Raw genomic sequence first — 21,999 nt, forward strand, 5'->3', positions numbered from 1 at the left:
CACCGCAAGGGAGGAGAAACGGGGCTTGGCCAGCCCGACGCGGCGGCGCCTGGCGGCAGGGCTGGGCGCTGCTGCGTTGGCCGCTGTCGACCTGGGCGTCAAGGCCTGGGCAGTGGGTTCGCTGCAGGAGCGGGTCATCCCTTTGGGTCCGGTCGAGCTGAGGTTGGCCTACAACGCGGGGGTGGCATTCTCCGTCGGGGCTGGCGTCCCGACCTGGCTCGTGCTCACTATCACCGCGCTCGTCACCGCTGCGGTCGGTGTGGTCGCCTGGCGGACCGGCGCCGCTCTTTCGCGCGGGCGGTTGCCTGCCCTCGCCCTGGTCCTGGGTGGGGCGATCGCGAACGTCGTGGACCGGGCCGGGGACGGGGTCGTCACCGACTACCTGCACAGCGGGTGGTTCCCGACCTTCAACATCGCCGACACCGCCATCGTCACCGGCGTCGCTTTGCTGGTGCTGGTCACCCTGCGCCACCCGACACCCGCAACACCGAGCGGGGACGGCACGAGCGGGATCGGGTGAGTGGCACTCGCGCGGGCCTCGCGTCGGTATTGACCACCAGCACGATCGGCGGCCGGTGCTCACATCAACGCTCGCTACCATGACCGCATGACGGCCGAGGCGTGCGACCTGCTGTGCCTGGACGTGGCGCGCGCCGAGTCGGTCCGCGCAGCCCTGCCGAAGGCGCACCGCTCCCAGGCGATGGCGGTTACTGCCAAGGCACTGGCGGACCCGGTGCGCCTTCGCACGGCAACGGCCCTGGCCCTCGGGGCCGAGCTGTGCGTCTGCGATCTGGCGTGGGTCGTCGGCGCCGCGCCGAACCTGGTCTCGCACCACCTGCGCGTTCTGCGCCGCGCCGGCCTGGTGACCTCCCGCCGGCACGGCAAGCTGGTCATGTGCCGGCTGACCTCCCAGGGCGCGGCGCTACTGGACGCCCTGGGCGTCGCCGCACCGGGTGAGAGTCTGTGGGCGGAGCCGTCCGAGCTGATCACCGCTCGTGGATGAGCCGACCGCGGCCGGCGGACCTCCGGTCCAGGGATCGCCCGCACGGGCACGGCCGCGCCGGCCACTGACCGGCCCGCGGGTGATCCTCCTGGTCCTGGTCCTCGTCACTGCAGGCGTGGTGGCGGTCCAGCTCACCGGCTTCCTGTCGGCTGGCCAAGACGCGGCGGCAGAAGGGCCCTCGGTGGCTGCGGGCAACAGGACGGTGACGGAGTACGCGCCCGAGGACCGAGGCGAACCGGTGACGCTGTCGGGAACCGGGCTGACTGGTGAGGCGATCGACATCGCCGCATGGCGCGGTGATGTCGTGGTGATCAACGTGTGGGGTTCGTGGTGTGCGCCGTGCCGTGAGGAGGCACCGATCCTGGCCGCCACATCGGCTGCGTACGCGGACCAGGGGGTGCGGTTCGTCGGGATCAACGTGCGCGACAATTCGGCCGCGGCGATCGCGTTCGAGGAGAGCTACGGGATCAGCTACCCGAGCATCGACGACAGCAATGGAAAGGCCCTGCTGAGCCTGGCCGAGCACCTCCCCGGAGCCGGGGTCCCGGTGACCCTGCTCCTGGACCGTGACGGGAGGCCGGCGGCGCGCGTCCTCGGCGCGGTGCAGGAGTCGACCCTGACCGCGCTGGTGGACACGGTCCTGGCCGAGCCGACCCCTGGGTCGTCGTGAGCGCGGTCCAGGACCTGGTCGCGACCGGCCCGATGCTGGCGGCCATGGCCGTCGCGGCCCTGGCGGGGCTGGTCTCCTTCGTGTCCCCGTGCGTGCTGCCCGTGGTGCCCGGGTACGTGTCCTACGTCGCTGGCGGCCCCTTGCTCGATGAGGGCGTCGCGACGCGGCGACGTCCGGTGGTGGCGGGTACTGCCCTGTTCATCCTGGGGTTCGCCTCCGTCTTCGTCGCCTACGGGGCCCTCTTCGGCGGTCTGGGCGCGACGCTGCAGTCCTCGCAAGCGGTGCTCACCCGTGTCCTGGGCGTCGTGGTCGTGGTCATGGGGCTGGTCTTCGCAGGCTGGCTGCCCCGATCCCAGCGCCAGATGCTGCCGCGGCTGCGTCCCAAGTCGGGCCTGGTCGGCGCCCCGCTGATGGGTGTCACCTTCGGGCTGGGTTGGACACCGTGTCTGGGCCCGACCCTCGCCACGGTGCAGACCTTGGCGTTCACCGAGGCCAGCGCCGGGCGGGGGGCGGTGCTGGCCGGCGTCTACGCCGCCGGTCTCGGCCTTCCGTTCATCGCGGTCGGTCTGGGCATGCGCCGGGCACTGACCGCGACCGACTGGGCCCGCCGGCACACCGTGGGGATCAAACGCGCTGGTGCGGTCATTCTCATCACCACGGGTCTGCTGCTGGCCACCGGGGTGTGGGACCACCTCATGCGCGGCCTGCAGTCCACGATCTCGGGCTACACCACAGTTCTGTGAACGACGTCGACAAACGAAAGGCGCCCACTGATGGTGAACCGTAAGCAGGAAGCGGCTGAACGCGCTGCCCGGCTGACCGAGATCCGCGAGCAGCAGCGGCGCGCCGAACGCCGCCGCACGGCGGTCATCACCGGCACGAGCGTGCTCGTGGCCGGGGTCCTCATCGGAGCGACGACCATCGTGCTCGTCGGCGAGCAGCGGCGCGCCGCCGAAGTCGCCGACGCGGCCTCGGGGGAGATCGAAGGCGTCGCGACCTTCAGCGACCTGTCAGCCGGCCACGTCCAGCAGCCGGTGCAGTACGAGCAGACGCCTCCGGTCGGTGGCGACCACGCGGGCACGTGGGCGAACTGCGGGACGTACACCGAGCCGATCCCCAGCGAGCTCGGGGTGCACTCTTTGGAGCACGGTGCCGTGTGGATCACCTACAGCTCGGACCTGCCGGCCGAGCAGGTGCAGCGGCTGGCCGACCTGGCCGACGGCAACGCGTACGTGTTGCTCAGTCCGTTCGATGGGCTGCCCGAGGAGCCGGTGGTGGCCAGCGCCTGGGGGACCCAGCTGGCGCTGGAGACGGCGGATGACCCGCGCCTGGAGCAGTTCCTGGTCAAGTACCAGCAGGGTGAGCAGACACCGGAGCCAGGTGCGCCGTGCACCGGTGGGGTGGACGCCTGATGAGCGAGAACGCTACCGCGCCGCGCAGGATCCCGACCGCTGCGGTGGTGATCCTCGTGGCCGCCGTAGTCGGAGTCGCCGGCCTGGTCGCCGGCTCGGCCCTCACCAGTGGAGGGGAACCTGTCCCGCAGCCGGCCGAGGGGTCAGCCGAGGCCGGGTTCGCCCGCGACATGCAGGCGCACCACGCCCAGGCGGTGCAGATGTCCACCATGGTGCGTGACGCCACGGAGGACCCCGAGGTCCGGTCCCTGGCGCTGGACATCATGCTCACCCAGCAGCAGCAGGCTGGGCAGATGTACGGCTGGCTGGAGCAGTGGGACATGCCGCAGGCCAGCCTGGCCGCGCCGATGCAATGGATGAGCGAAACCGACTCCGGCATGGGGCCCATTGAGCACGGTGCTGACGCGACCGCGGCGCCGGGGTCCGACACGGTTATGCCCGGGATGGCGAGCGATGCGGACCTGGGCAGGCTCGCCGACGCAGGAGGGGTCGACGCCGAGGTGCTGTACCTGCGGCTCATGGTGGCGCACCATGAAGGCGGCGTGGCCATGGCTCAGGCGGCGCTCGACCTGGTCGAGGACGACGACGTCCGTCGTCTGGCGCAGGCGATCGTCAGCTCCCAGACCGCCGAGCTCGCGGTACTCAACGACATGCTCGACGCGCGGCAAGCCGTGTCGACGGGCCAGTGACCGAGCCAATCGACGCCTGGCCCGGCAGCGCCGTCGCCGAGGCCGCAGGATCCCGGCCAATCGGGGACGCGCTCGAGGATGCTGCGGTCAGTGACCGTCTTGAGGAGGCGGCGCGCACTGGGGTGATGGCGATGCCACCGCGCCCGACGGGGCAGGGGCTGCGGGCATGGGGCCGGTGGGCGTGGCGGACGCTGACGTCCATGCGGACCGCGGTGCTGCTCTTGCTGGCTCTGGCCCTGGCCGCCGTGCCCGGGTCGCTGCTTCCCCAGCGGGGGGTCGCGTTCGATCCCGGCGCCGTGACCCGCTTCGTGGCCGACAACCCGGTGGTAGGTCCGTGGTTGGACCGGCTGGGGTTCTTCGAGGTGTACTCCTCGCCCTGGTTCGCCGCGATCTACCTACTGCTCATGGTGTCCATGACTGGATGCGTCCTGCCGCGCGCCGCGCGCCTGTGGCGGTCGACACGCGCCGAACCCCCACCGGCGCCGACCAATCTCGCGCGCTTGGACGGCCACCGTCGTACGACCGTGGCCGCCGAACGGGCGCAGGTCCTGCAGGCGGCCGCGTCTCACCTGAGGGCACGGAGGTTCCGCGTCGTTGTCGACGACGATTCCGTGCGGGCAGAGAAGGGGTACTTGCGCGAGGCCGGCAACCTGGTGTTCCACCTGTCGCTGCTGGTGCTGCTCTTCGGTGTCGCGATCGGGTCGCTCTTCGGTTTCGAGGGCCGGGTGATCGTCGTGGAAGGTGCTTCCTTCACGAACACGCGGCTGCAGTACGACGAGTTCACCCCTGGGCCTTTGACTGACGCCGAGACGCTGAGTCCGTTCTCGGTCACGCTGGACGACTTCACCGCCAGGTTCGAGACGGCCGGCCCCCAACGCGGTAGCGCCCGGGAGTTCCAGGCCGACCTGACTGTGCTGCGCACGCCCGGCGGCGACGCGCAGAAGGTCACCGTCGAGGTGAACCACCCGCTGCAGGTGGAGGGGACCAAGATGTTCCTCACTGGCCACGGTTACGCCCCGGTGGTCAGCGTCACCGATGGCCGCGGTCAGACGGTGTTCTCCGGGCCGGTGGTGTTCGTGCCCTTCGACGGAAACCTGTCCTCCGAGGGCGTGATCAAGGTCCCAGACGGGCAGCCGACCCAGCTGGGGTTCGAAGGGTTCTTCCTTCCCACTGCCTCCGTCGACCCCGAGGCCGGGCCTCGATCGCTGTACCCGGACCTGGTCGATCCCCAGCTGCTGCTGACCGCCTACACCGGTGACCTCGGTCTGGGCGACGGCGCACCGCAGTCGGTCTTCCGCCTGGACAAGACCGATCTGAGCCAGGTCATGGACGGGGGCGAGCCGTTTGCGCGCGCTCTGCGACCCGGTGAGTCGATGACGTTGCCCGACGGGCAGGGGACCCTCACGTTCGAGTCGGTCTCGCGGTTCGCGAACTTTCAGATCGCTTACGACCCCGGCAAGGAGCTCTCCTTGGTCGCCGCGGTCGCCCTCCTGCTGGGCCTGACGGCCTCACTGGCGGTCCGCCGACGCCGGGTCTGGGTCCGTGTCACCGCAGCGTCCGCAGGCGGCCCCGTGACCGTCGAGGCAGCCAGCTACGCCCTGACCCGACGTGAGCCGGTCCCCGGCGAGCTCTCGTCGCTGCTCGCCGCCCTGCCAGGCGCCGAACCGGCCGGCAACGGCACTGCCCCGCACGACCGAGAGGATTGAAGATGCCCACCCCCACCCTCCTGGCCGAGCTGAGCGACCGGCTCATCTACAGCGCCATCGCGGTCTACGCGTTGGCGATGCTCGCCTACGCCTACCAGGCCGCGCGCCGATCTCGCCCGGCAGCGGACGACGCGCCTCGCCTTGAGCCGGTCGCCGCCGGCAGACATGGCGCCGTGCTCGCCCCCCAGTCGCCGGCCTCCGCGGCCCCGCCTGGGATCCGCGATGCAGCCGCGCGTCGCACGGAGCGGATCGCTGCGGCACTGACCACGCTCGCGTTCGTGCTGCACCTGGCCGGGGTCGTGGCCCGGGGCCTGGCGGCGGGCCGCGCGCCGTGGGGCAACATGTACGAGTTCACGGCCGCCGCCACACTGGCCGCCACGGCCGCCTATCTGGTGTTCCTGCGACGCCAGCCGGTGCGGGACCTGGGTGTGTGGATCCTCGCGCTGGTCACCTTGTGCCTGGGGCTTGCCGTGACGGTGCTGTACACCCCCGCGGGGGACCTGGTCCCGGCGCTGAACTCCTACTGGTTGGTCGTCCACGTCGCGGCGGCCATCATCGCCGGTGGCGTCTTCACCGTCGGGGCCGCCGCAACCGGCCTGTACCTGCTGCGCCGCCACGCTGCCGCGCGCGACGCCGACGGAGAGGCCACCCGGGGCTACGCCGGGCGACTGCCCGCAGCCGCCGCCCTGGAACGCGTGGCTCATACCGCCCACGTGTTCGCCTTCCCGGTGTGGACGTTCGCCGTGCTGGCCGGCGCGATCTGGGCCGAGGACTCCTGGGGTCGGTACTGGGGCTGGGACCCCAAGGAGACCTGGGCCTTCATCACCTGGGTGCTCTACGCCGCCTACCTGCACGCCCAGTCCACCGCCGGGTGGCGCGGAAGGAAGGCCGGGTGGCTCGCCTTGGCCGGATACGCCGCATTCCTGTTCAACTTCGTCGGCGTGAACCTGTTCATCACCGGCCTGCACTCCTATGCCGGCGTCTGAGGAGCGGCCGATGCCGGTGCGCAGCCGGAGGGTGGGGGACGACCCAACCGGGACGCGCCGGTGAGCACACGATCCTACGGAGCCTCCTCCTCGGCCAGGGGGTCTGGTCCAGCTGCTGCGGCCGGTGGGGACCCTCGTGTTCACGCCGCTCCCGTCCGGGGGGTCGAGCGCATCGAGGCGCAACGCCGCGCCGGTGGCGCCTTGCCACCTGGCCGCATGGCGCCCGGGCTGGCGCTGGTCGGAGCAGGCGTGGGTGGCTGGGCGACGAGTCTCGCGTTTCCTGACCGGGGATGGTGGCCGCTGGCCTACGCCGGCATGGCGTGCCTGCTGCTGGCGATGCGCGGCGCACCACCGGTCCGCGCCGCAGGCATCGGCCTGGTCTGGGGCCTGGCCTTCTTCCTGCCGCTGGTGCACTGGGCACTGCAGGCCACCGGATCGGTGCTGCCGTGGGTCGCGCTCAGCGTGTTCCAAGCGCTGTACGTCGCCGCCTTCGGCGCACTGTGGGCCTACGCGCGCAGAGCCGTCTGGATCACCGGCCGCCCGCTCGCCCAGGCAGCCACCGCAGCCGTGCTGTGGGTCGCCATCGAGCAGGTCCGCGGCTCCTGGCCGTTCGGGGGCTTCCCGTGGGGCTTCCTGGCCTTCTCCCAGACCGAGGCGCCCGTGCTGCGACTCGCGCCCTACGGCGGGGAGGTCCTGGTCTCCGCGATCGTCGCCGCGACCGGGGCGCTGATGGCGCTTGCGCTGCAGTACCTGCGCCGCACTGCGGTGACGGCCGCGGCTCGGGCGCTGCTCGCTGCGGCGCTCCTGGTCGGCGCCCCGGGCCTGCTTCCCCTGAACGCCGGCCAGGAGAGCGGCTCACTGCTGATCGGAGCCGTCCAGGGCAACGTCCCGCAGCAGGGCGCCGACTGGGCCGAGCAGGCCCGCGACGTCACGGCCAACCACGCAGAAGGCACCGAGCGGCTCGCGGCGACCGCCGGAGGGCGCCAGCTGGACCTGGTGGTGTGGCCGGAGAGTGCCGCCGACATCGACCCCCGCACCGACCCGGCGCAGGCTTCGACCGTGGACCGCGCCGCCGCAGCGGTCGGCGCCCCACTGCTGCTCGGGACCCAGCGGTTCCCCAAAGGGCAGGACATCCGCTACAACGAGATCATCACCTGGACCGCCGGTGCGGGGAGTGGCGACGCCTACGCCAAGCAGCACCCGGTGCCCTTCGGGGAGTACGTCCCCTTCCGCGCGTTCTTCCGCCAGCTCACTCCGCTCGTCGACCGGGTCGCCACGGACATGGCAGCCGGCGGCGACCCCGCCGTCATGGACGTGTGGATCGACGCGCTTGGACGTGACGTGCGCCTGGCCACCGGGATCTGCTTCGAGGTCGCCTACGCAGACCTCATCCGCGAAGGGGTCCTCGACGGGGCAGAGCTGATCGTCATCCCGACCAACAACGCCTCGTTCGGGCGCACTCCGGAGTCGACCCAGCAGCTGGCGATGTCCCGCTTCCGCGCGGTGGAGCACGGCAGGTCAACCGTCCAGGTCTCCACCGTCGGCGTCAGCGCCATGATCAGGCCGGACGGAACGGTCGTCGCACGCACCGGCCTGTTCACCGATGAGGAGCTCATCGCCTCGCTGCCGCTGCGCAGCACGCTCACCCCGGCGGCGCGACTGGGCACCACGCCGCAGACCGCCGTCTACGTCCTGGCGGCGGCCGCTGTCGTCAGCGGTGCGCTGGCAGGCAGTCGACGACCCGGCCGTGACCGCAGCCGCCGCCCCTTCCCGCGGCGGCTCCCCGCGGCCGACGACCACGCCCCGACGCTGCGGGTGCGGGCCCAGCGGGTGCGAGCCCTGCGGGTGCCGGGCCGGGTGTGGGTCACCCGCGTGTGGCCCTCGTGGCTGGAGTGGCGCCTGATCGTCGGGTTCCTCGTGCTGATGGCCGTCGCGGCCTACGTCGGAGTCCGGCTCGGGCAGGACATCGTCGAGAAGACCACCACCGCGGTGTCGACAACGTCCGATGCCACGGTCCCGTGAATCTCGACCATCACAGTTGTGCAGGTGGCGCCCCCGAGGGCCCCGAGCCGTTCAAGCGCGCGAGGTAGGCGTTGTACTCCTCGAGCTCGGCGTCGGCGCCGCCGTCACGGTCGATCTGCCGGTCCCGCGCCCTGGACCGCTGGGTGTCGCTGCGCTGCCACCTGCTGGCGATCAGCAGGAGCATCAGCAGTCCCGGCGCCTCCCCGTAGGACCAGGCCAGCCCACCGGCCAGCTGCTGGTCCCGCAGGGGATCGATCCCCCAGCCGGCCGGCGGCGCAGCGAACAAGGGGACCATCGGCGCAGTGGCCATCATAACGATCACCCCGAAGAACGCGTGCAGGGGCATCTCCAGCACCAGGTCCAGTGCCCGCCCATGATGCGTCTGCCGGATCGGCAAGGGGTCGGTGGACAGCACCGGCACCGTGAACAGCAACCCGGCCACCAGGAACCCCACCTCCAGGGCCAGGTGCCCGGTCCAGGTGCGCAGCAACGGGTCGGCGAGCTCGGCCAGGTACAACCCGTAGAACGCCAGCAGGAACAACGGCACCATCACCGCCGGGTGCAGGACGACCCGACTGACCCGGCTGCGCAGCGCCCGGCGCGCCGTAACCAGCACCACCGTGCCCACCCCCCGGTGCGGTGTCGCGCGCAGCAGCAACGTGCCGGGGCGCCCCAGCACCAGCAGCGGCGGGACGAGCATCATCAACGTCAGCTGCTGGAACATGAACGCCGAGAACAGCCGCAGCCCGTACCCCTCGATGCCCGCACCGGTCACCAGCGCCAGCACCACACAGCCCACCGTGAACGAGATGGTCGCACCGATCGACCAGCGCCGCCCTCGCAGCCACAGCCGGCACGCGCCCGCCAGGTACAGCACCAGCAGCACCGCGGCCAGCACCGGAAGGACCGGCACGGGCTGCAGCGTAGGGGCCAGCATCGTCTCCAGGGACGGTGGTGCGCTCGGCAGCCACACCGGCCCCGTGACGCCCGGGTCGTCCTGCACCCGCTCCTCCTCCGAGTCTGTGCGCTTCCTTCCGACGGCCAGATGGATTTGCAGGCCATCGTCCGGGCCGCGAAGCGAGGGCGACCACAGCGCGCTAGGGTGACGTTATCTGAAGATCCGCGCAGATGAGGAGATGCCCATGGGTCGGGTCCTGCCGCTGGACGGCTGCATCGGTGGCGATCCGCAGTCGCAACGCGTGGCGCTGGTCCGCGCCAGCGTCCCGGACGACGCCGAGGCAGGGTCGCTTGCCGAGCTGTTCCGACTCCTCGGTGACGTACGGCGCACGAAGATCCTCTATGCGTTGCTGGAGGCCGGTGAGCTGTGTGTGTGCGACATCTCCGCGGCGGTGCAGGTCCCTGAGGCGTCGGTGTCCCAGACGATGCGTCTGCTGCGGGCCTCGGGGGTGGTGGACAACCGGCGTGAGGGCCGACGGGTGTACTACCGGTTGGCCGACGCCCACGTGCGGATGTTGCTGGACGTGTGCCGGGAGCACACCGGACACGAGGGCAGCCGCTGATGGGCGCCGGGCACGGTCACGGCCCCGTCGCGGAGCACGCTGGTGGGCGTTACCGCAGCCGCCTGGCCGGAGCGTTCCTCCTGACCGCGACGTTCTTCGCGGTCGAGCTGGCAGCGGGGCTGGTCTCCGGCTCGCTCGCGCTGATCTCCGACGCCGGGCACATGGCCGCCGACGTCGTGGCACTGGGGGCGGCCCTGCTCGCCACCCGGATCGCCACCCGCCCCGACCCCACGGGGCGGCGAACCTACGGCTCGTACCGCGCGGAAGTGTTCGCTTCCGGCCTGACGGTGCTGATCATGCTCGGTGTCGGGGTGTACGTGGTGGTCGAGGCGATCAGCCGGATCGGCGAGGACCCGTCCCTGCCCTCGGGCGTGATGCTCGTGGTCGGTTTCGTGGGCCTGGTGATCAACCTTGTCTCCATGCTGCTGCTGCGCAGCGGGTCCAAGGACAGCCTCAACGTCCGGGGCGCCTACTTCGAGGTGGTGGCCGACGCTGCGGGCTCCGTCGGCGTCATGGTCGCCGGTGTCCTGATCATCGCCACCGGGCGGCCGGTCTGGGACCTCGTCGTCGCGCTGGCGATCGCCGTCTTCGTCATCGTGCGTGCGATCACGCTGGGGCGGCAGGTCCTCGCGGTACTCGGCCAGCACGCGCCCGTCGGCATCGACCCGGAGACCGTCAGCCGAGAGCTGAGCGCCGTGCCCGGCGTGAGCGCCATCCACGACCTTCACCTGTGGGTGCTGACCTCCGGGATGAACGTCGCCACCGCTCACCTCGTCGCGAGCAGCGGCGCGGATCACGCCGCGGTCCTGGCCGGTGCCCGGGACGTTCTCCGTGATCGCTTCGGCATCGCCCATGCCACGCTCCAGGTGGAAACGGCTCAGCAGCAGCACGAGTGCTCGGACCTGACCTGGTAGCCGCTCAATCGACCGGCGTCCCCGCCGAGCGCTTGGGGGACCCAGGTTGCTCCGTGCCCCCGGGGTCGGTGGCGTCGGCGCGCTCGGCCATGCGAGTGAGCATCGCGTTGTAGGCGGCCAGATCGGCGTCGCCGCTGCGGTCCGCGGCGCGGTCCAGACGTTTCGCGGTGCGCTCGTCGTCCTTGGTCCACGCAAGGGCGATCCCGATGGCCAGGGCGAGCATCGGCACCTCGCTGATACCCCAGGCGATCGCGCCACCGGCCCGCTGGTCGTCCAGGGCGGACGGCCCCCACGGTCGACCCAGCATCCCAAACCACTCAGGGACAAGGAGGGTCTCCTGCATGACCAAGGTGACGCCGAAGAACGCGTGGAACACCATGGTCGCGAAGAGCAGCAGGAGGCGGATCGGGAACGCGGGCCGCCGGGGGCCCGGGTCGATGCCGACCAGGGCGTTGACGAACAGGTAACCGGCGAGCGTGAAGTGCGCCACCATCAGCACGGTTCCGATCTGCCACCGAAGGGCGTACTCGAACGCCGGCGTGTAGTAGAAGATCACCATCGACCCGGCGAAGTTCACCGCAGCCACGACCGGGTGCGACCAGAACTGCGCCCAGGGCGAGTGGACGAGTCGCAGCAGCCACTCCCGGGGCCCCCAGGAGGCGTCGTGCCGCACCGGAAGAGCACGTGCGGCGAGCGTCACAGGCGCCGACAGGGCCAGGAAGATCGGTACGACCATGACCAGGACCATGTGCTGGATCATGTGCGCGCTGAACAGCACGTGCCCGTACACCGCCGGGCCACCAGAGGTCACCCACCCCAGCAGCACGAGCCCCGTGACGGCACACGCCGTCCGGGTGAGCGGCCACCGGTCCCCGCGAGCACGCAGGCGGCGCACCCACCGCAGGTAGACGACCAGGGCGCTGGCGCAGCCGGCCGCGATGATCAGGTCCCACCGGAAGGACGTCAGCCACAGCTCGACGGTCGGGGCCGGCGGCAGCGGATGGCCGGTGATGACCTCGGCCGGGGTGAGGTTACCGCTGGCCGTCACGGCGCCGGGTGGTTCGGTGCTGCCGAGCCCGACCGCGACACCGGACACAGCGCCCATGACCGCGAGCTCGACGGCCACGAGGCGCCAGAACAGCCCGGGTGCTCGGCCCGACGCTGTCGGCCCGAGGCGAGGTATCACGGCCCGACGATGCACCAGGCCGAGGAGCGCCAGGCCTCCGGTCAGCAGCACCTTGGCGACGACCAGCGTTCCGTAGGGCGTCGTCAGGTCCTCGGGCCCGTCGGGTGAGTCCCGTGGGGTGGTGTAGTTCGGGTTCGTGATCTTGGTGGCCGTGTCGGTCCATCACGTGAGCGGGCCACCGCGTGAGGCTCTGTGAGAAGCGACCAAGCGACTCATAGAAGAGGAATCACGCGATGACCCTGAACCAGTCTGCCCTGCTCGAGCTGTCCGAAGCACTGCGCGCCGCCGACGGCGGCGACCTGATGCGGCTGATGCTCGGAGCGATGCTGCAGGCGTTGGTCGACGCCGAGGCCACCGCCCACATCGGTGCCGGCCTGCATCAGCGCACCCCCGAGCGGACCACCCAGCGCAACGGGACTCGGGAGAAGGTCGTGGCGACCACGGCCGGTGACCTGACGGTCAAGATCCCCAAGACCCGCACGGGCTCGTTCTTCCCCTCGCTGCTGGCCCCCCGCCGGCGCATCGACGTGGCCCTGCACGCGGTGATCATGGAGGCATACGTGCACGGGGTCTCCACCCGCAAGGTCGACGACGTCGTCGAGGCCCTCGGGGTGGACTCGGGGATCTCCAAGTCCGAGGTCTCCCGGATCTGCGCCCAGCTCGACGCCGACGTGGCTGCCTGGGCCACCCGGCCGTTGGACCACGTCACCTTCCCCTACGTGTTCCTGGACGCGACCTACTGCAAGGCCCGCGTGGGCGGCCGAGTGGTGTCCCAGGCAGTCGTGATCGCCACCGGGGTCTCCGCCGACGGGCGCCGGGAGGTGCTGGGCAGCGCGGTCGGGGACAGCGAGACCGAGGACTTCTGGACCGACTTCCTGCGAGGGCTGCGCGACCGCGGCCTGGGCGGGGTCCAGCTGGTCGTCTCCGACCACCACCGCGGCCTGATGAACGCCATCGAGGCGATCCTGTTCGGCGCGACCTGGCAGCGGTGCCGAGTCCACTTCATGCGCAACGTGCTGTCCAAGGTCACCAAGGGCAACACCGAGATGGTCGCCGCCGCGGTCCGCACGATCTTCGCCCAACCCACCGGGCCCCTGGTCCGCGAGCAGGTCGAGACCGTCGCGGCCATGCTCGAGCCCCAGCTCCCGGCCATCGCCGACATGCTGCGCGCGGCCCGCGAGGAGATCACCGCCTTCGCCGACTTCCCCGAGGCCCACTGGCGCAAGATCTGGTCCACCAACCCCCTCGAGCGCCTCAACCGGGAGGTCAAACGCCGCACCGAGGTCGTCGGGATCTTCCCCAACGCCGCCGCCCTGCACCGCCTGTCGGCCTGCGTCCTGATCGAGGCCCACGACGAGTGGCAGGTCACCGACCGCCGCTACCTGTCCGAAGCCACCATGGCGATGCTCAACCCGCCCGAGCCCACCGCACTTCCCACCCGACCGATCAAGGAGGCGAGCACCGCGATCAAGACGGCATAGTTACCCGCGACGCAGAGCAGCACGCGAACGAACTACACCACTCCCCGGGACACGATCAAGGGGGTCAAGTCGCCGATGCAGCAGGTGCTCGAGGTTCTCGGTGCCCTGACCCCGAGCGTGGGAGTCGGACTGATCTTCTGGTTTGCGATGCGCAAGATCATTAGCGCGGACCGCAACGAGCGGGTGGCCCAGGCGGCGCTTGACCGCCAGCAGCAGTCGGAGTCCGGTCGCGGGTCCGTTGCGGAACCCTCGGAGGGCGACGACGACAGCAGCGCGGAGCCGGGCGGGAACGCACACGTTGGTATGCGCTCCGACGATGCTGCTGCACCTGCCGTCCCGGTCCTGGAGTCGTCTGCGCGGCCAAGTCGACGTCGTCCGGCGGTCACTCATGAACGATGAAGATGAGGCTGGAGCGAGAAGTCGGTCCTCTCGGCTCGGTCTGGTGCTGCCGCTCGTCGCATTCGCGCTGATCGTCGCGGGGTACGTGGTCACTCTCGTGATTGAGTTGCGCTAGCCCCAGCGGCGCGCCGGCAGGGGACGGGCGGAATCGCTGTCTCGAGGTGTGCTTGGGCGGTCGAGCGTAGTACGAGTTGCCACGAGGACCTGCTTCGTCGCTCTGCTCACTTCATGCGGTGCCATGCCGATGTGGTGGACGGGCTCGGCGGTGATCGTGGAGCCGTCCGACGAGAGATACGGCCACAATGTGACTGAGCAGCGCGTCATCGCCAACAAGCCGAAGATCGGCGCCCGAACCGACGCAGCACCGGCACCGGCCGAGCCGTCGAGCGCCGCTGGATCGCCAGCCCGGCGCAGCAAGAAGCTGATCGTCCTCCTGGTGATCGCCGCAGTCCTTGGTGCCGGGGCGGTTTACTGGTTCCTCCTGGGTCCTGGTGCCAGCGCCGAGCGAGGCGCGGCTAGCGAGCCGCCGGCGCCGGAGCCAGGTGTCGTTCAGGAGCTCGAGCCGATCAGCCTCAACTTGGCCGGTGGCCGCTACCTGATGGTCGGCCTGGGTCTACAGCTCACGGTGGAGGTCGAGGACGAGATCGACCCGTCGATCGCCCTGGACCGCACGATCGCCCTCTTCTCGGGGCGCACGATCGAGGAGGTCAGCAGCGCCGAGGGACGCGCAGCACTGAAGGCCGAGCTCGCGGCTGTGCTGCAGGCGGACTACCACGGCGAGGTCATCGACGTCTTCTTCACCACCTTCGTGACGCAGTAGCGCGACGGGGCACGGTGCCCTAGTTCAGCATCGGCTCGGGATCCGTCGTCGCGCCATTGAGGTAGGTCTCGAAGTGCAGGTGGCGTGCACCGGACAGTCCGGTGTTGCCGGCGTATCCGATCAGCTGACCCTGCTGAACCGACTGTCCGCCGCTGACGGCGAAGCTGGTCATGTGGTTGTAGCTGGTCATGAGCGACGAGCCGTTCTAGTAGCCGTGGTTGATCATCACCTGGTTGCCGAAACCGCTGCGTGGCTTGGCCCACTCCACGGTGCCGGACGCTGCGGCGTACAGCGGGGTGCCGCAGTAGGCCCGCAGGTCCATCCCTGCATGCAGACGCCAGTACTCCAGTACGGGATGGAACCGCATGCCGTACTTCGACGTGCGCACCCACGGGTTGAACGACGTCGGGTTCGCGAACGGCCGGCTGCCGCCGACCGACGGCGGGGAGGGGGCAGCGCGTGCGCCGCTCTGACCTCGGTGGTCGACGCGGACAAGATCGCCTACGCCGCCCACCTCCGCGAAACCGGCCACTCCATCGCCGAGATCGTCGCCAAGACCGGCATCGCTCGCACCAGCCTCTACCGGCGCGCGCTGTCGAGGAACTCACCGCAGCTCCCGGAGCCGCACGCCCGGCCGACACCGCCACTTAGTCCCCGCAGATCCCGCCATCTGCCGTCGAAAGTCACACCATGGCCTCGGCCGGGTGACCGCGCTCGAGGTCCACCTCGGCGAGCAGGCTCAGGCCCTTGGCCCGCCACAGCGCGTCCGGCGGGTCCGCCGGTCCGGCCAGCACGGCGTGCACGTGCTCCTCGGCCTCGTCGAGCCGGCCGAGCTCCTGGGCGACGATGGCGGCGAGGTAGTGCAGGTAGCGCTGGGTCCGCTCGTCGCCGGCGAGGCGCGCGACCGGGAGCAGCCGGGCACAGGCAGCGGCAGCCTGCTCGTGGTCCCCGGCGAGGTAGCGCCCGTGCGCCACCATCACAAGCGGGTGCAGCGGCCCGAAGTCGCCCACGCGCTCCAGCGCACCGGCAGGTCCCCGCACGGGCACGTCCCCCGTCCTGCTCGGCATACCCGACCACCTCGTCCTTCTTGCCCGCCGGTATCGGCACCGAACCCGCCGACCTGTACTGGGCGCAGTTGTCCGGGTCACCCGTCCGGGTGGACTCGCGGGTGCGGACGGCGCGCGACAGGCCGGTGCCCACCTGCAGTGCGGGGACATGGAGGCAGGTCGACGACCGGCGGGAATCGCCCAAGGCTGGGCGACCCGGTCGGCCGCTGCGGGGCAGGTCGAGCGCCGGCTCGTCGCCACGGTGGGGCCGGTGGAGGCCTTGTGCGGATGGCTGGGGCTGGTCAGACGCGCTTGAGCCGGGCCGACAGGTGCGGTTGCATCTCCTGGCCCATCGCCGCCATGTCCATCACCCACATGAGGTCCCCGTCGACGAGGCCGTACATCCGTTGCGCCGCCGTGTACTCCTTGGCCGTGCTCGTTCGCGCCACGACGTCGGTGACGAGATCGATGCGCGGCCCCTGGACCCGGCCGAGGTAGATCTCGGATATCCCGGTCGGGTGGGCGAGCAGCACCTCGATCTCGGTGCCGGGCTGGTCGGCCTGCTCGGGGTGGGCACCGTCGTCCGCCGGCTGCGGCACCCGCCAGTACCCGGTCTCGGAGGCCAGCCGCCGGACCTGGTTGCCGTCGTCGTCCAGCAGCCAGGCCTGCGAGCGGTAGTGCAGGAACGGCCGCCCGTCGTGGGAGAACTCGACCTCCTGCCCGAAGCGGTGCTCCTCCATCGTCGGGTAGCCGACGACGCCGGCGCCCTCCCAGCGGCCGATCAGCCAGGCCAGGGGGACCAGGGCGGGGGGCGTGTCCGGCCCGATCTCGATCGGCACGTCAGCTCTGGCCCTTGTACAGCTTGTACACCGTGTAGACGGCGAACCAGCCGATGACGAGTGACGCCAGCACGAGGAGGGCGGTGAAGACGGCTTCGAGCATGTGCCGATGGTAGCCCGGGGCTGTTCAGTGCCCCGGGTGGTTCAGTCCGCGGCGGACAGGGCGCCGACGGAGACCCGGCGCTCCACCTCGGCGTCCAGGGCGTCGGCGACCTGTTGGACCTCGCGGCGGACCGCCGAGACATGCCTCTCCAGCGCGGCGAGCTGCTCGACCGCGCCGGTGAGCTCGTCGTCGGTCAGGTCGGCCGGCTGACTGAGGTGGACGTCGTCCACGGCCACCTCGTCGGCGCGGCGGCGCCGCGGCGCAGTGGACGGGCGTGGCTCGGCGAGGTGGGCCCCTGAGCTGCGGCGTGCCCGGTCGACGAGGACGGCGCTGAGCGCGGCGACGAGCTCAGCGTCACTGCCCCCGCGGACGGCGTGGCCCGTGCCGTGGCGGCGTCGGTCGAGCTCGGCGCGCAGCAGGTCCAGCCGGCCCTGCAGGAGACGGCGACGGTAGGACAGCTCGTCCTCCTCCTCGGCCGCCTCGGCCCGCAGCGCCAGCAGCTCGGCGTCCTCCAGCGAGCCGGCACGCTCGACCAGACCGGGCTGCAGCACCCGGTCCAGGCGGCGGTGAGCCAGTGTGACCTCGTCGCTCACGACGTTCCCCTCCGGTCGGTGGTACCCAGCAGAGTACGCGCCTCGTCCGTCGACAACGGTGGTCGTTGCATCTCGGTGGACAGCCGGGCTGCCCGCTCGACGAGCTCGACGTTGCCGGCGACCGGCCGGCCGCGGTCGTACATCAGGTTGTCCTCCATGCCGACCCGCAGGTGCCCGCCCAGCGACAGGGCTGCCGCCATCACCGGCAGGTGGCTGCGTCCGATCCCGGTGGCCGACCAGGAGGTGACCTCCGGCGGCAGCATCTGCACCGCGGCGACCACCGCCTGCGTCGTCCCCGGCATCCCGCCAGGGACGCCGGTGACGAGGTCGACGTGGACGCGCCCCCCGAACGGCAGGCCGTGGGTGTCGATGAGGCGGCGCAGCGAGGCGACGTGACCGAGGTCGAAGAGCTCGAACTCCGGCACGATCTGCCGCTCCCGGGCCTGGACGTACAGGTCCGACATGAGGTGCCAGGGGTTGAGGAAGACGTCGTCGCCGAAGTTCACGCTGCCGCAGGTCAGAGAGCAGGAGTCCGGCAGTGCGTCGAGCACCCGCAGGCGGCTGTCGAGGCTGTCGTGGACGCTTCCCCCGGTGGACAGCTGGACGACGAGGGACGTCTGCTCCCGGAGGGCCTCGACGGTGGCCTTCAGGCGGCCGAGGTCCAGGGTGGGGCGGTGCTCGTCGTCCCGGATGTGCACGTGGACCATCGCCGCCCCGGCGGCCTCGCATGCCTGGGCCTCGGCGACGAGCTCCTCGAGGGTGGTCGGCAGCTGGGGCCACTGGGCCTTGTCGACCTCGGCCCCCGTCGGGGCGACGGTGATGAGCGTGCCGGTCATGCGGCGAATCCTGGCAGACGCGTCCGGTGCGCGGCTGTGGTGTGCGGCTGTGGTGTGCGAGACCCCCGCGCCCTGCCGGGGAACAGTGGCGCGGGGGGCTCGCGGCCCTGCTCGTCGAGCATCCCGGCACCGTGGTCCGACCGGCCATGCCGCGATGACGCCAATCGTCGGTCGGTAGCGCCCGGTGCGCAGCCAGTGAGCCCACGAAGGGAGCACGCGCTGACCGCGGTCGTGCTTGCTGCTGGCTTGCATTTGCTTGCTACAGGTAGCACCATGGGGGCATGTCGGCGATGAGGGTGACCGAGCAGCTCGGTGACTACCTGCGGGAGCAGCGTGAGTCCGCGAAGTTGTCCCTCCGTCAGCTCGCTGAGGCCGCCGGGGTGTCCAACCCGTACCTCAGCCAGGTGGAGCGCGGGCTGCGCAAGCCGAGTGCCGAGGTGCTGCAGCAGATCGCGAAGGGGCTGCGCATCTCCGCCGAGGCGCTCTACGTCCGGGCCGGCCTGCTCGAGGACCACGGCGACCGGATCCAGGTGGAGACCGCCGTGCTCGCCGACCCTCACCTCACCGAGCGACAGCGTCAGGTCCTGCTCGACATCTACACGACCTTTCGGACCGAGAACGAGCGGGAGGGTGCTGCGTCGCAGGGCGTCGTCGAGGCCGTCGACGAGGCGCTGGCCGGAGCGGCTGCCACGCAGCAGGGCGGGCGGGCGACGGCGACGAAGCGGACCCCGACGAAGCGGACCCCGACGAAGCGGACCCCGACGAAGCGGACCCCGACGAAGCAGACCGGGACGAAGCAAACCGGGACCAAGCGGGTCACCCCGAAACCGGCTGCGACGACGCGGACCGGGGCGAAGCGCGCTGCGACGAAGCGGACCCCGACGAAGACGGCCACCACCCGTACACGCACGCCGGCCAAGCGTCCGGCGTCCGAAGGAGGAAACTGACATGGCGATCACCGACGAGATCAAGAAGACCGCCGCCGACACCGGCTACGCCGTCGTAGGCGTCACCGACCTGGCCGTCGAGCGGCTGCGCGAGGCGCAGGCCCGCGCTGCGAAGGTCCGGGCCGAGCTCGAGGTCAGCAAGGTGACCGACCGCGTGCAGCACGCGCCGACGTTCGCGGTCGCCAAGGGCCTGGAGGCCGCGGGACGGGTCGAGGAGGCCTACGAGGGCCTGTCCGAGCGCGGTAAGAGGCTCGTCGAGCGTATTCGCCGCCAGCGGGCCACCCAGGAGCTGCTCGCCCAGGGCAAGACGGCGGTGTCCCGCACCAAGGCCGCCGTGACGACAGTGCGTCGGGGCGCCGAGGACGTCGAGACCGCCGTCAAGGCCACGGTGACGACCGCCACCCGGGAGGCCGGCGAGGCCACCGAGCAGGCGCGGCGGACCACGCGCACGGGCACCACGGGCACCCAGGCCGCTGCCAAGCGCACGGCGAGGACTACTCGCAAGCGCGCCGCCGCGACGAGGACGGCCGCCAAGGGCGCCGCGACGTCCGCCGCCAAGACCGCCGAGGCCGCGGCTGAGGCGACCGAGGCCGCTGCCGGTAAGGTGGGCGACTGAGAGTCCCCGAGCTCCGAGGCTGACCCCCCGGCCTCGGTTCCCCGGGTCGCTGACCCGGGACAGGCCCCGTCCTGGCGTCCCCCCCGCCGGACGGGGCCCTTCACGTTCCCACCCCCTTCCCACCCCCCCCGTGATCATGCAATCCCGCCACCCTGCCCGCCCCCTCGGTGATCATGCAATCCCGCCACCCCCTTCCCGTCGTGATCATGCAATCCCGCCACCCCCTTCCCGTCGTGATCATGCAATTCCGCCACCCGTACCCGACCTTTGCATCGTAAAATGCTGCACGTTTCTGTAGTGTGATGGTCAGACGCTCTCGGTCCTGCTCATTTGCGGCGTGGTTGCCTGAGTGGCCGGAGGGGACTCAGGTGCTTCTTGCGGCGTCCGCCCCCGCCGCCGAGTGTCTTGGCGCATACGTCCCGCTGCTCGGGACGCTGTCCTCCTGCGGACGGCGCGTGACGAGCTCGTCACGGGTGGCTCCGGGGTGACCACGCCTTGATTCCGTACGTGCCGCACTCCGTAGCCTCGGTCGGATCATTCTGGAACTGACAACCAACCCAGGTGAGCCGGTGGACTCGCGGGGAGGCCTCGGCGTCCGTCAGCAGAATGCTGGATTTCTTTCAAGTTTTCCGGCGTGTCGTGCCGTCAACTCAGCATTGTGCAGCCAATTGGTGACGCTGCAGGGTGGCGGGATTGCATGATCACGGAAGGGACGGCGTGGCGGGATTGCATGATCACGGAAGGGGTGGGTGGGGTGGCGGGATTGCATGATCACGGGGGAGTGGGCCGGGGGTTAGAGGGCCTTGCCGGGGTTGAGGATGCCGAGGGGGTCGAACAGGTCCTTGATGCTCCGCTGCAGGTCGTGGGAGACCTCGCCGAGCTCGGTGCGCAGCAGGGAGCGCTTGAGCTGCCCCACGCCGTGCTCCCCGGTGATGGTTCCTCCGAGAGACAGCCCGAGCCGCATGACGTCGGCGAACGCGAGCTGCGCCCGCTCGGCCGCCGCGGGGTCGGTCGGGTCGAACACGACCGTGGGGTGGGTGTTGCCGTCGCCGACGTGCGCCGGGCAGGCGATCCGGACGTCGCGCTCCCCGGCGATCCGTTCCAGACCGGCGAGCAGGTCGGCCAGCCTGGCGCGAGGCACCGCCACGTCGTCGACGAGCAGCGTGCCGATCTGCTCCAGCGCTGTGATCGCCATCCTGCGGGCGGTCAGCAGCAGCGCCGACTCCTCGGCGTCCGAGGCGACCGCGACGTCCACGGCGCCCTCGTCGGCGCAGATGCGTCCCATCTCGGCGACGTCCTGCTCGGCGAGCCCGGCCCGGTCGGACTGGGCGATGAGCATCGCGCGGGCGTCCGGCGGCAGCCCCATGTCGCGAAGGGCCTGCACCGCCGCGACGGTCGTCGCGTCGAGGTACTCCAGCAGTGACGGCGACAGGCCGCTGGACATGATCCGGTTGGCGGCGGCCAGCGCGGCGGGGACGGCGCCGAACACGGCCGCGACGGTGAGGGCGGGCGGCGGCGCCGGGCGCAGGGACAGCGTGGCCCGGGTGACGACACCCAACGTCCCCTCCGAGCCGACGACGAGGCGGGTGAGGTCCAGCCCGGCGACGCCCTTCGCCGTCCGTCGTCCGGTCCGCAGCAGCCGCCCGTCGGCGAGGACGACGTCGAGGCCGCGGACGTAGTCGGTGGTCACCCCGTACTTGACGCAGCACAGGCCTCCGGCGTTGGTGGCGATGTTGCCGCCGATCGTCGAGATCTCCCACGACGACGGGTCGGGCGGGTAGAACAGCCCCTCCTCGAGGACGGCTCGCGAGAGCACCGCGTTGACGACGCCCGGCTCGACGACCGCCACCTGGTCCACGGGGTCGATCTCGAGGATGCGGTCCATCCGGGTCATCGAGACGACGACGCACCCGTCCACGGCGTTCGCCCCACCGGACAGGCCGCTCCGCGCGCCCTGCGGCACGACGGGGACCCGGTGCCGGGTGGCCCAGCGGAGCACTTCCTGCACCTGCTCGGTGGAGGTGGGGCGGACCACGCACAGCGGGACGCCGGCCGGGCCGAACCCGGCGTGGTCCCGCCGGTAGGCGTCGGTGCTCGCCGGGTCGGTCAGGACGACGTCGGCCGGGAGGGCGGCGCGCAGCTCGCCCACCGCACGCTCGCCCACGGCACGCTCGCCCACCGCACGCTCGCTCACCAGACGCTGGCCGGGTC

General features: G+C 71.3%; 22 protein-coding genes and 1 pseudogene. 15 read left to right on the plus strand and 8 right to left on the minus strand.

Translation table 11 applies throughout. The annotated features are described in order from the left end of the window. Positions 1-25: 25 nt before the first annotated feature. The 9 genes from ACFP6A_RS03190 to lnt all read left to right on the plus strand — a co-directional run bounded on the left by ACFP6A_RS03190 (position 26) and on the right by lnt (position 8,488). Positions 26-520, plus strand: coding sequence for a signal peptidase II (locus ACFP6A_RS03190; RefSeq protein WP_013882300.1), 495 nt, complete (start codon positions 26-28; stop codon positions 518-520). 87 nt (positions 521-607) lie between these two features. Next, positions 608-1,003, plus strand: coding sequence for a helix-turn-helix transcriptional regulator (locus ACFP6A_RS03195; protein WP_149203535.1), 396 nt, complete (start codon positions 608-610; stop codon positions 1,001-1,003). A 118-nt stretch (positions 1,004-1,121) separates the two neighbouring features. Beyond that, positions 1,122-1,673, plus strand: coding sequence for a TlpA family protein disulfide reductase (locus ACFP6A_RS03200; RefSeq protein WP_379601513.1), 552 nt, complete (start codon positions 1,122-1,124; stop codon positions 1,671-1,673). Next, positions 1,670-2,416: a cytochrome c biogenesis CcdA family protein gene (locus ACFP6A_RS03205; protein ID WP_379601515.1), complete on the plus strand. Its 747-nt coding sequence runs from the start codon at positions 1,670-1,672 to the stop codon at positions 2,414-2,416. Before ACFP6A_RS03200 ends, ACFP6A_RS03205 begins: the two co-directional genes overlap by 4 nt. Before the next feature lie 30 nt (positions 2,417-2,446). Further along, the gene (locus ACFP6A_RS03210; RefSeq protein ID WP_043601961.1) at positions 2,447-3,085 is read left to right on the plus strand and encodes a DUF3105 domain-containing protein; all 639 of its coding nucleotides are present in this window, start codon (positions 2,447-2,449) and stop codon (positions 3,083-3,085) included. Then, positions 3,085-3,774 (plus strand): DUF305 domain-containing protein, encoded by a 690-nt coding sequence (locus ACFP6A_RS03215; RefSeq protein WP_379601517.1) that lies wholly within the window; start codon positions 3,085-3,087, stop codon positions 3,772-3,774. Before ACFP6A_RS03210 ends, ACFP6A_RS03215 begins: the two co-directional genes overlap by 1 nt. Continuing rightward, positions 3,771-5,480: a cytochrome c biogenesis protein ResB gene (locus tag ACFP6A_RS03220; protein WP_379601518.1), complete on the plus strand. Its 1,710-nt coding sequence runs from the start codon at positions 3,771-3,773 to the stop codon at positions 5,478-5,480. The genes ACFP6A_RS03215 and ACFP6A_RS03220 overlap by 4 nt, the downstream gene beginning before the upstream one ends. Positions 5,481-5,482: 2 nt before the next feature. Beyond that, a complete protein-coding gene (gene ccsB / locus ACFP6A_RS03225) occupies positions 5,483-6,466 on the plus strand; it encodes a c-type cytochrome biogenesis protein CcsB (RefSeq protein ID WP_043601953.1) in 984 nt (327 codons plus the stop codon). Between the two features lie 216 nt (positions 6,467-6,682). Then, positions 6,683-8,488, plus strand: coding sequence for an apolipoprotein N-acyltransferase (lnt, locus tag ACFP6A_RS03230; RefSeq protein WP_379601520.1), 1,806 nt, complete (start codon positions 6,683-6,685; stop codon positions 8,486-8,488). A 10-nt stretch (positions 8,489-8,498) separates the two neighbouring features. On the opposite strand, the gene ACFP6A_RS03235 is transcribed toward lnt, so the two are convergent. Beyond that, the gene (locus ACFP6A_RS03235; RefSeq protein ID WP_379601522.1) at positions 8,499-9,491 is read right to left on the minus strand and encodes a cytochrome c oxidase assembly protein; all 993 of its coding nucleotides are present in this window, start codon (positions 9,489-9,491) and stop codon (positions 8,499-8,501) included. Between the two features lie 139 nt (positions 9,492-9,630). Here ACFP6A_RS03235 and ACFP6A_RS03240 point away from each other — a divergent pair, with 139 nt between their 5' ends. Together ACFP6A_RS03240 and ACFP6A_RS03245 are read left to right on the plus strand one after the other, a co-directional pair. Continuing rightward, the gene (locus ACFP6A_RS03240; protein WP_225753215.1) at positions 9,631-10,008 is read left to right on the plus strand and encodes a helix-turn-helix transcriptional regulator; all 378 of its coding nucleotides are present in this window, start codon (positions 9,631-9,633) and stop codon (positions 10,006-10,008) included. Then, the gene (locus ACFP6A_RS03245) at positions 10,008-10,922 is read left to right on the plus strand and encodes a cation diffusion facilitator family transporter (RefSeq protein ID WP_379601524.1); all 915 of its coding nucleotides are present in this window, start codon (positions 10,008-10,010) and stop codon (positions 10,920-10,922) included. Before ACFP6A_RS03240 ends, ACFP6A_RS03245 begins: the two co-directional genes overlap by 1 nt. Before the next feature lie 4 nt (positions 10,923-10,926). On the opposite strand, the gene ACFP6A_RS03250 is transcribed toward ACFP6A_RS03245, so the two are convergent. Further along, positions 10,927-12,249 carry a cytochrome c oxidase assembly protein gene (locus ACFP6A_RS03250; RefSeq protein WP_379602139.1) on the minus strand — a complete coding sequence of 441 codons (1,323 nt, stop codon included), beginning with the start codon at positions 12,247-12,249 and terminating at the stop codon, positions 10,927-10,929. Between the two features lie 92 nt (positions 12,250-12,341). Between ACFP6A_RS03250 and ACFP6A_RS03255 the strand changes: the two genes are divergently transcribed. Then, positions 12,342-13,589, plus strand: a complete 1,248-nt coding sequence (locus ACFP6A_RS03255; RefSeq protein WP_379601526.1) for an IS256 family transposase — start codon at positions 12,342-12,344, stop codon at positions 13,587-13,589. Positions 13,590-14,226: 637 nt separating this feature from the next. After that, the gene (fliL, locus tag ACFP6A_RS03260; RefSeq protein WP_379601528.1) at positions 14,227-14,808 is read left to right on the plus strand and encodes a flagellar basal body-associated protein FliL; all 582 of its coding nucleotides are present in this window, start codon (positions 14,227-14,229) and stop codon (positions 14,806-14,808) included. Positions 14,809-14,827: 19 nt separating this feature from the next. Here fliL and ACFP6A_RS03265 read toward each other — a convergent pair. From ACFP6A_RS03265 to ACFP6A_RS03285, 5 genes and pseudogenes are all read right to left on the minus strand, one after another. Beyond that, positions 14,828-15,175 (minus strand): annotated as a pseudogene (locus ACFP6A_RS03265) (M23 family metallopeptidase). Between the two features lie 316 nt (positions 15,176-15,491). Continuing rightward, complete coding sequence (locus ACFP6A_RS03270) at positions 15,492-15,875, minus strand: hypothetical protein (RefSeq protein ID WP_379601529.1); 384 nt, start codon at positions 15,873-15,875, stop codon at positions 15,492-15,494. A 281-nt stretch (positions 15,876-16,156) separates the two neighbouring features. Beyond that, the gene (locus tag ACFP6A_RS03275; protein ID WP_379601531.1) at positions 16,157-16,693 is read right to left on the minus strand and encodes an FABP family protein; all 537 of its coding nucleotides are present in this window, start codon (positions 16,691-16,693) and stop codon (positions 16,157-16,159) included. A 144-nt stretch (positions 16,694-16,837) separates the two neighbouring features. Continuing rightward, entirely contained in the window at positions 16,838-17,389 is a 552-nt protein-coding gene (locus ACFP6A_RS03280; RefSeq protein ID WP_379601532.1) for an aerial mycelium formation protein, read from the minus strand. Then, positions 17,386-18,225: a 3-keto-5-aminohexanoate cleavage protein gene (locus ACFP6A_RS03285; RefSeq protein WP_379601534.1), complete on the minus strand. Its 840-nt coding sequence runs from the start codon at positions 18,223-18,225 to the stop codon at positions 17,386-17,388. Before ACFP6A_RS03285 ends, ACFP6A_RS03280 begins: the two co-directional genes overlap by 4 nt. Before the next feature lie 281 nt (positions 18,226-18,506). On the opposite strand from ACFP6A_RS03285, the gene ACFP6A_RS03290 reads away from it, so the two are divergent. Together ACFP6A_RS03290 and ACFP6A_RS03295 are read left to right on the plus strand one after the other, a co-directional pair. Then, positions 18,507-19,172 carry a helix-turn-helix domain-containing protein gene (locus tag ACFP6A_RS03290; protein ID WP_379601535.1) on the plus strand — a complete coding sequence of 222 codons (666 nt, stop codon included), beginning with the start codon at positions 18,507-18,509 and terminating at the stop codon, positions 19,170-19,172. A 1-nt stretch (position 19,173) separates the two neighbouring features. After that, on the plus strand, positions 19,174-19,788 hold the full coding sequence (locus ACFP6A_RS03295) for a hypothetical protein (protein WP_379601536.1): 615 nt from the start codon (positions 19,174-19,176) through the stop codon (positions 19,786-19,788). 793 nt (positions 19,789-20,581) lie between these two features. Here ACFP6A_RS03295 and ACFP6A_RS03300 read toward each other — a convergent pair. After that, complete coding sequence (locus ACFP6A_RS03300) at positions 20,582-21,985, minus strand: FAD-binding oxidoreductase (RefSeq protein ID WP_379602141.1); 1,404 nt, start codon at positions 21,983-21,985, stop codon at positions 20,582-20,584. Positions 21,986-21,999 lie beyond the last annotated feature (14 nt).

It is taken from the genome of Quadrisphaera sp. GCM10027208, from assembly GCF_042658805.1.
Lineage (GTDB): Bacteria > Actinomycetota > Actinomycetes > Actinomycetales > SCSIO-59966 > SCSIO-59966.

What these genes read in the sequence shown, in the direction of transcription:
- ACFP6A_RS03215 (WP_379601517.1), top strand. Translation starts at nt 3,085, where the DNA reads ATGAGCGAGAACGCTACCGCGCCGCGCAGGATCCCGACCGCTGCGGTG.
- ACFP6A_RS03295 (WP_379601536.1), top strand. Translation starts at nt 19,174, where the DNA reads ATGGCGATCACCGACGAGATCAAGAAGACCGCCGCCGACACCGGCTAC.
- ccsB (WP_043601953.1), top strand. Translation starts at nt 5,483, where the DNA reads ATGCCCACCCCCACCCTCCTGGCCGAGCTGAGCGACCGGCTCATCTAC.
- ACFP6A_RS03240 (WP_225753215.1), top strand. Translation starts at nt 9,631, where the DNA reads ATGGGTCGGGTCCTGCCGCTGGACGGCTGCATCGGTGGCGATCCGCAG.
- ACFP6A_RS03195 (WP_149203535.1), top strand. Translation starts at nt 608, where the DNA reads ATGACGGCCGAGGCGTGCGACCTGCTGTGCCTGGACGTGGCGCGCGCC.
- ACFP6A_RS03245 (WP_379601524.1), top strand. Translation starts at nt 10,008, where the DNA reads ATGGGCGCCGGGCACGGTCACGGCCCCGTCGCGGAGCACGCTGGTGGG.
- ACFP6A_RS03270 (WP_379601529.1), bottom strand. Translation starts at nt 15,875, where the DNA reads ATGCCGAGCAGGACGGGGGACGTGCCCGTGCGGGGACCTGCCGGTGCG.
- fliL (WP_379601528.1), top strand. Translation starts at nt 14,227, where the DNA reads ATGCCGATGTGGTGGACGGGCTCGGCGGTGATCGTGGAGCCGTCCGAC.
- ACFP6A_RS03285 (WP_379601534.1), bottom strand. Translation starts at nt 18,225, where the DNA reads ATGACCGGCACGCTCATCACCGTCGCCCCGACGGGGGCCGAGGTCGAC.
- ACFP6A_RS03290 (WP_379601535.1), top strand. Translation starts at nt 18,507, where the DNA reads ATGTCGGCGATGAGGGTGACCGAGCAGCTCGGTGACTACCTGCGGGAG.
- ACFP6A_RS03255 (WP_379601526.1), top strand. Translation starts at nt 12,342, where the DNA reads ATGACCCTGAACCAGTCTGCCCTGCTCGAGCTGTCCGAAGCACTGCGC.
- ACFP6A_RS03210 (WP_043601961.1), top strand. Translation starts at nt 2,447, where the DNA reads ATGGTGAACCGTAAGCAGGAAGCGGCTGAACGCGCTGCCCGGCTGACC.
- lnt (WP_379601520.1), top strand. Translation starts at nt 6,683, where the DNA reads ATGGCGCCCGGGCTGGCGCTGGTCGGAGCAGGCGTGGGTGGCTGGGCG.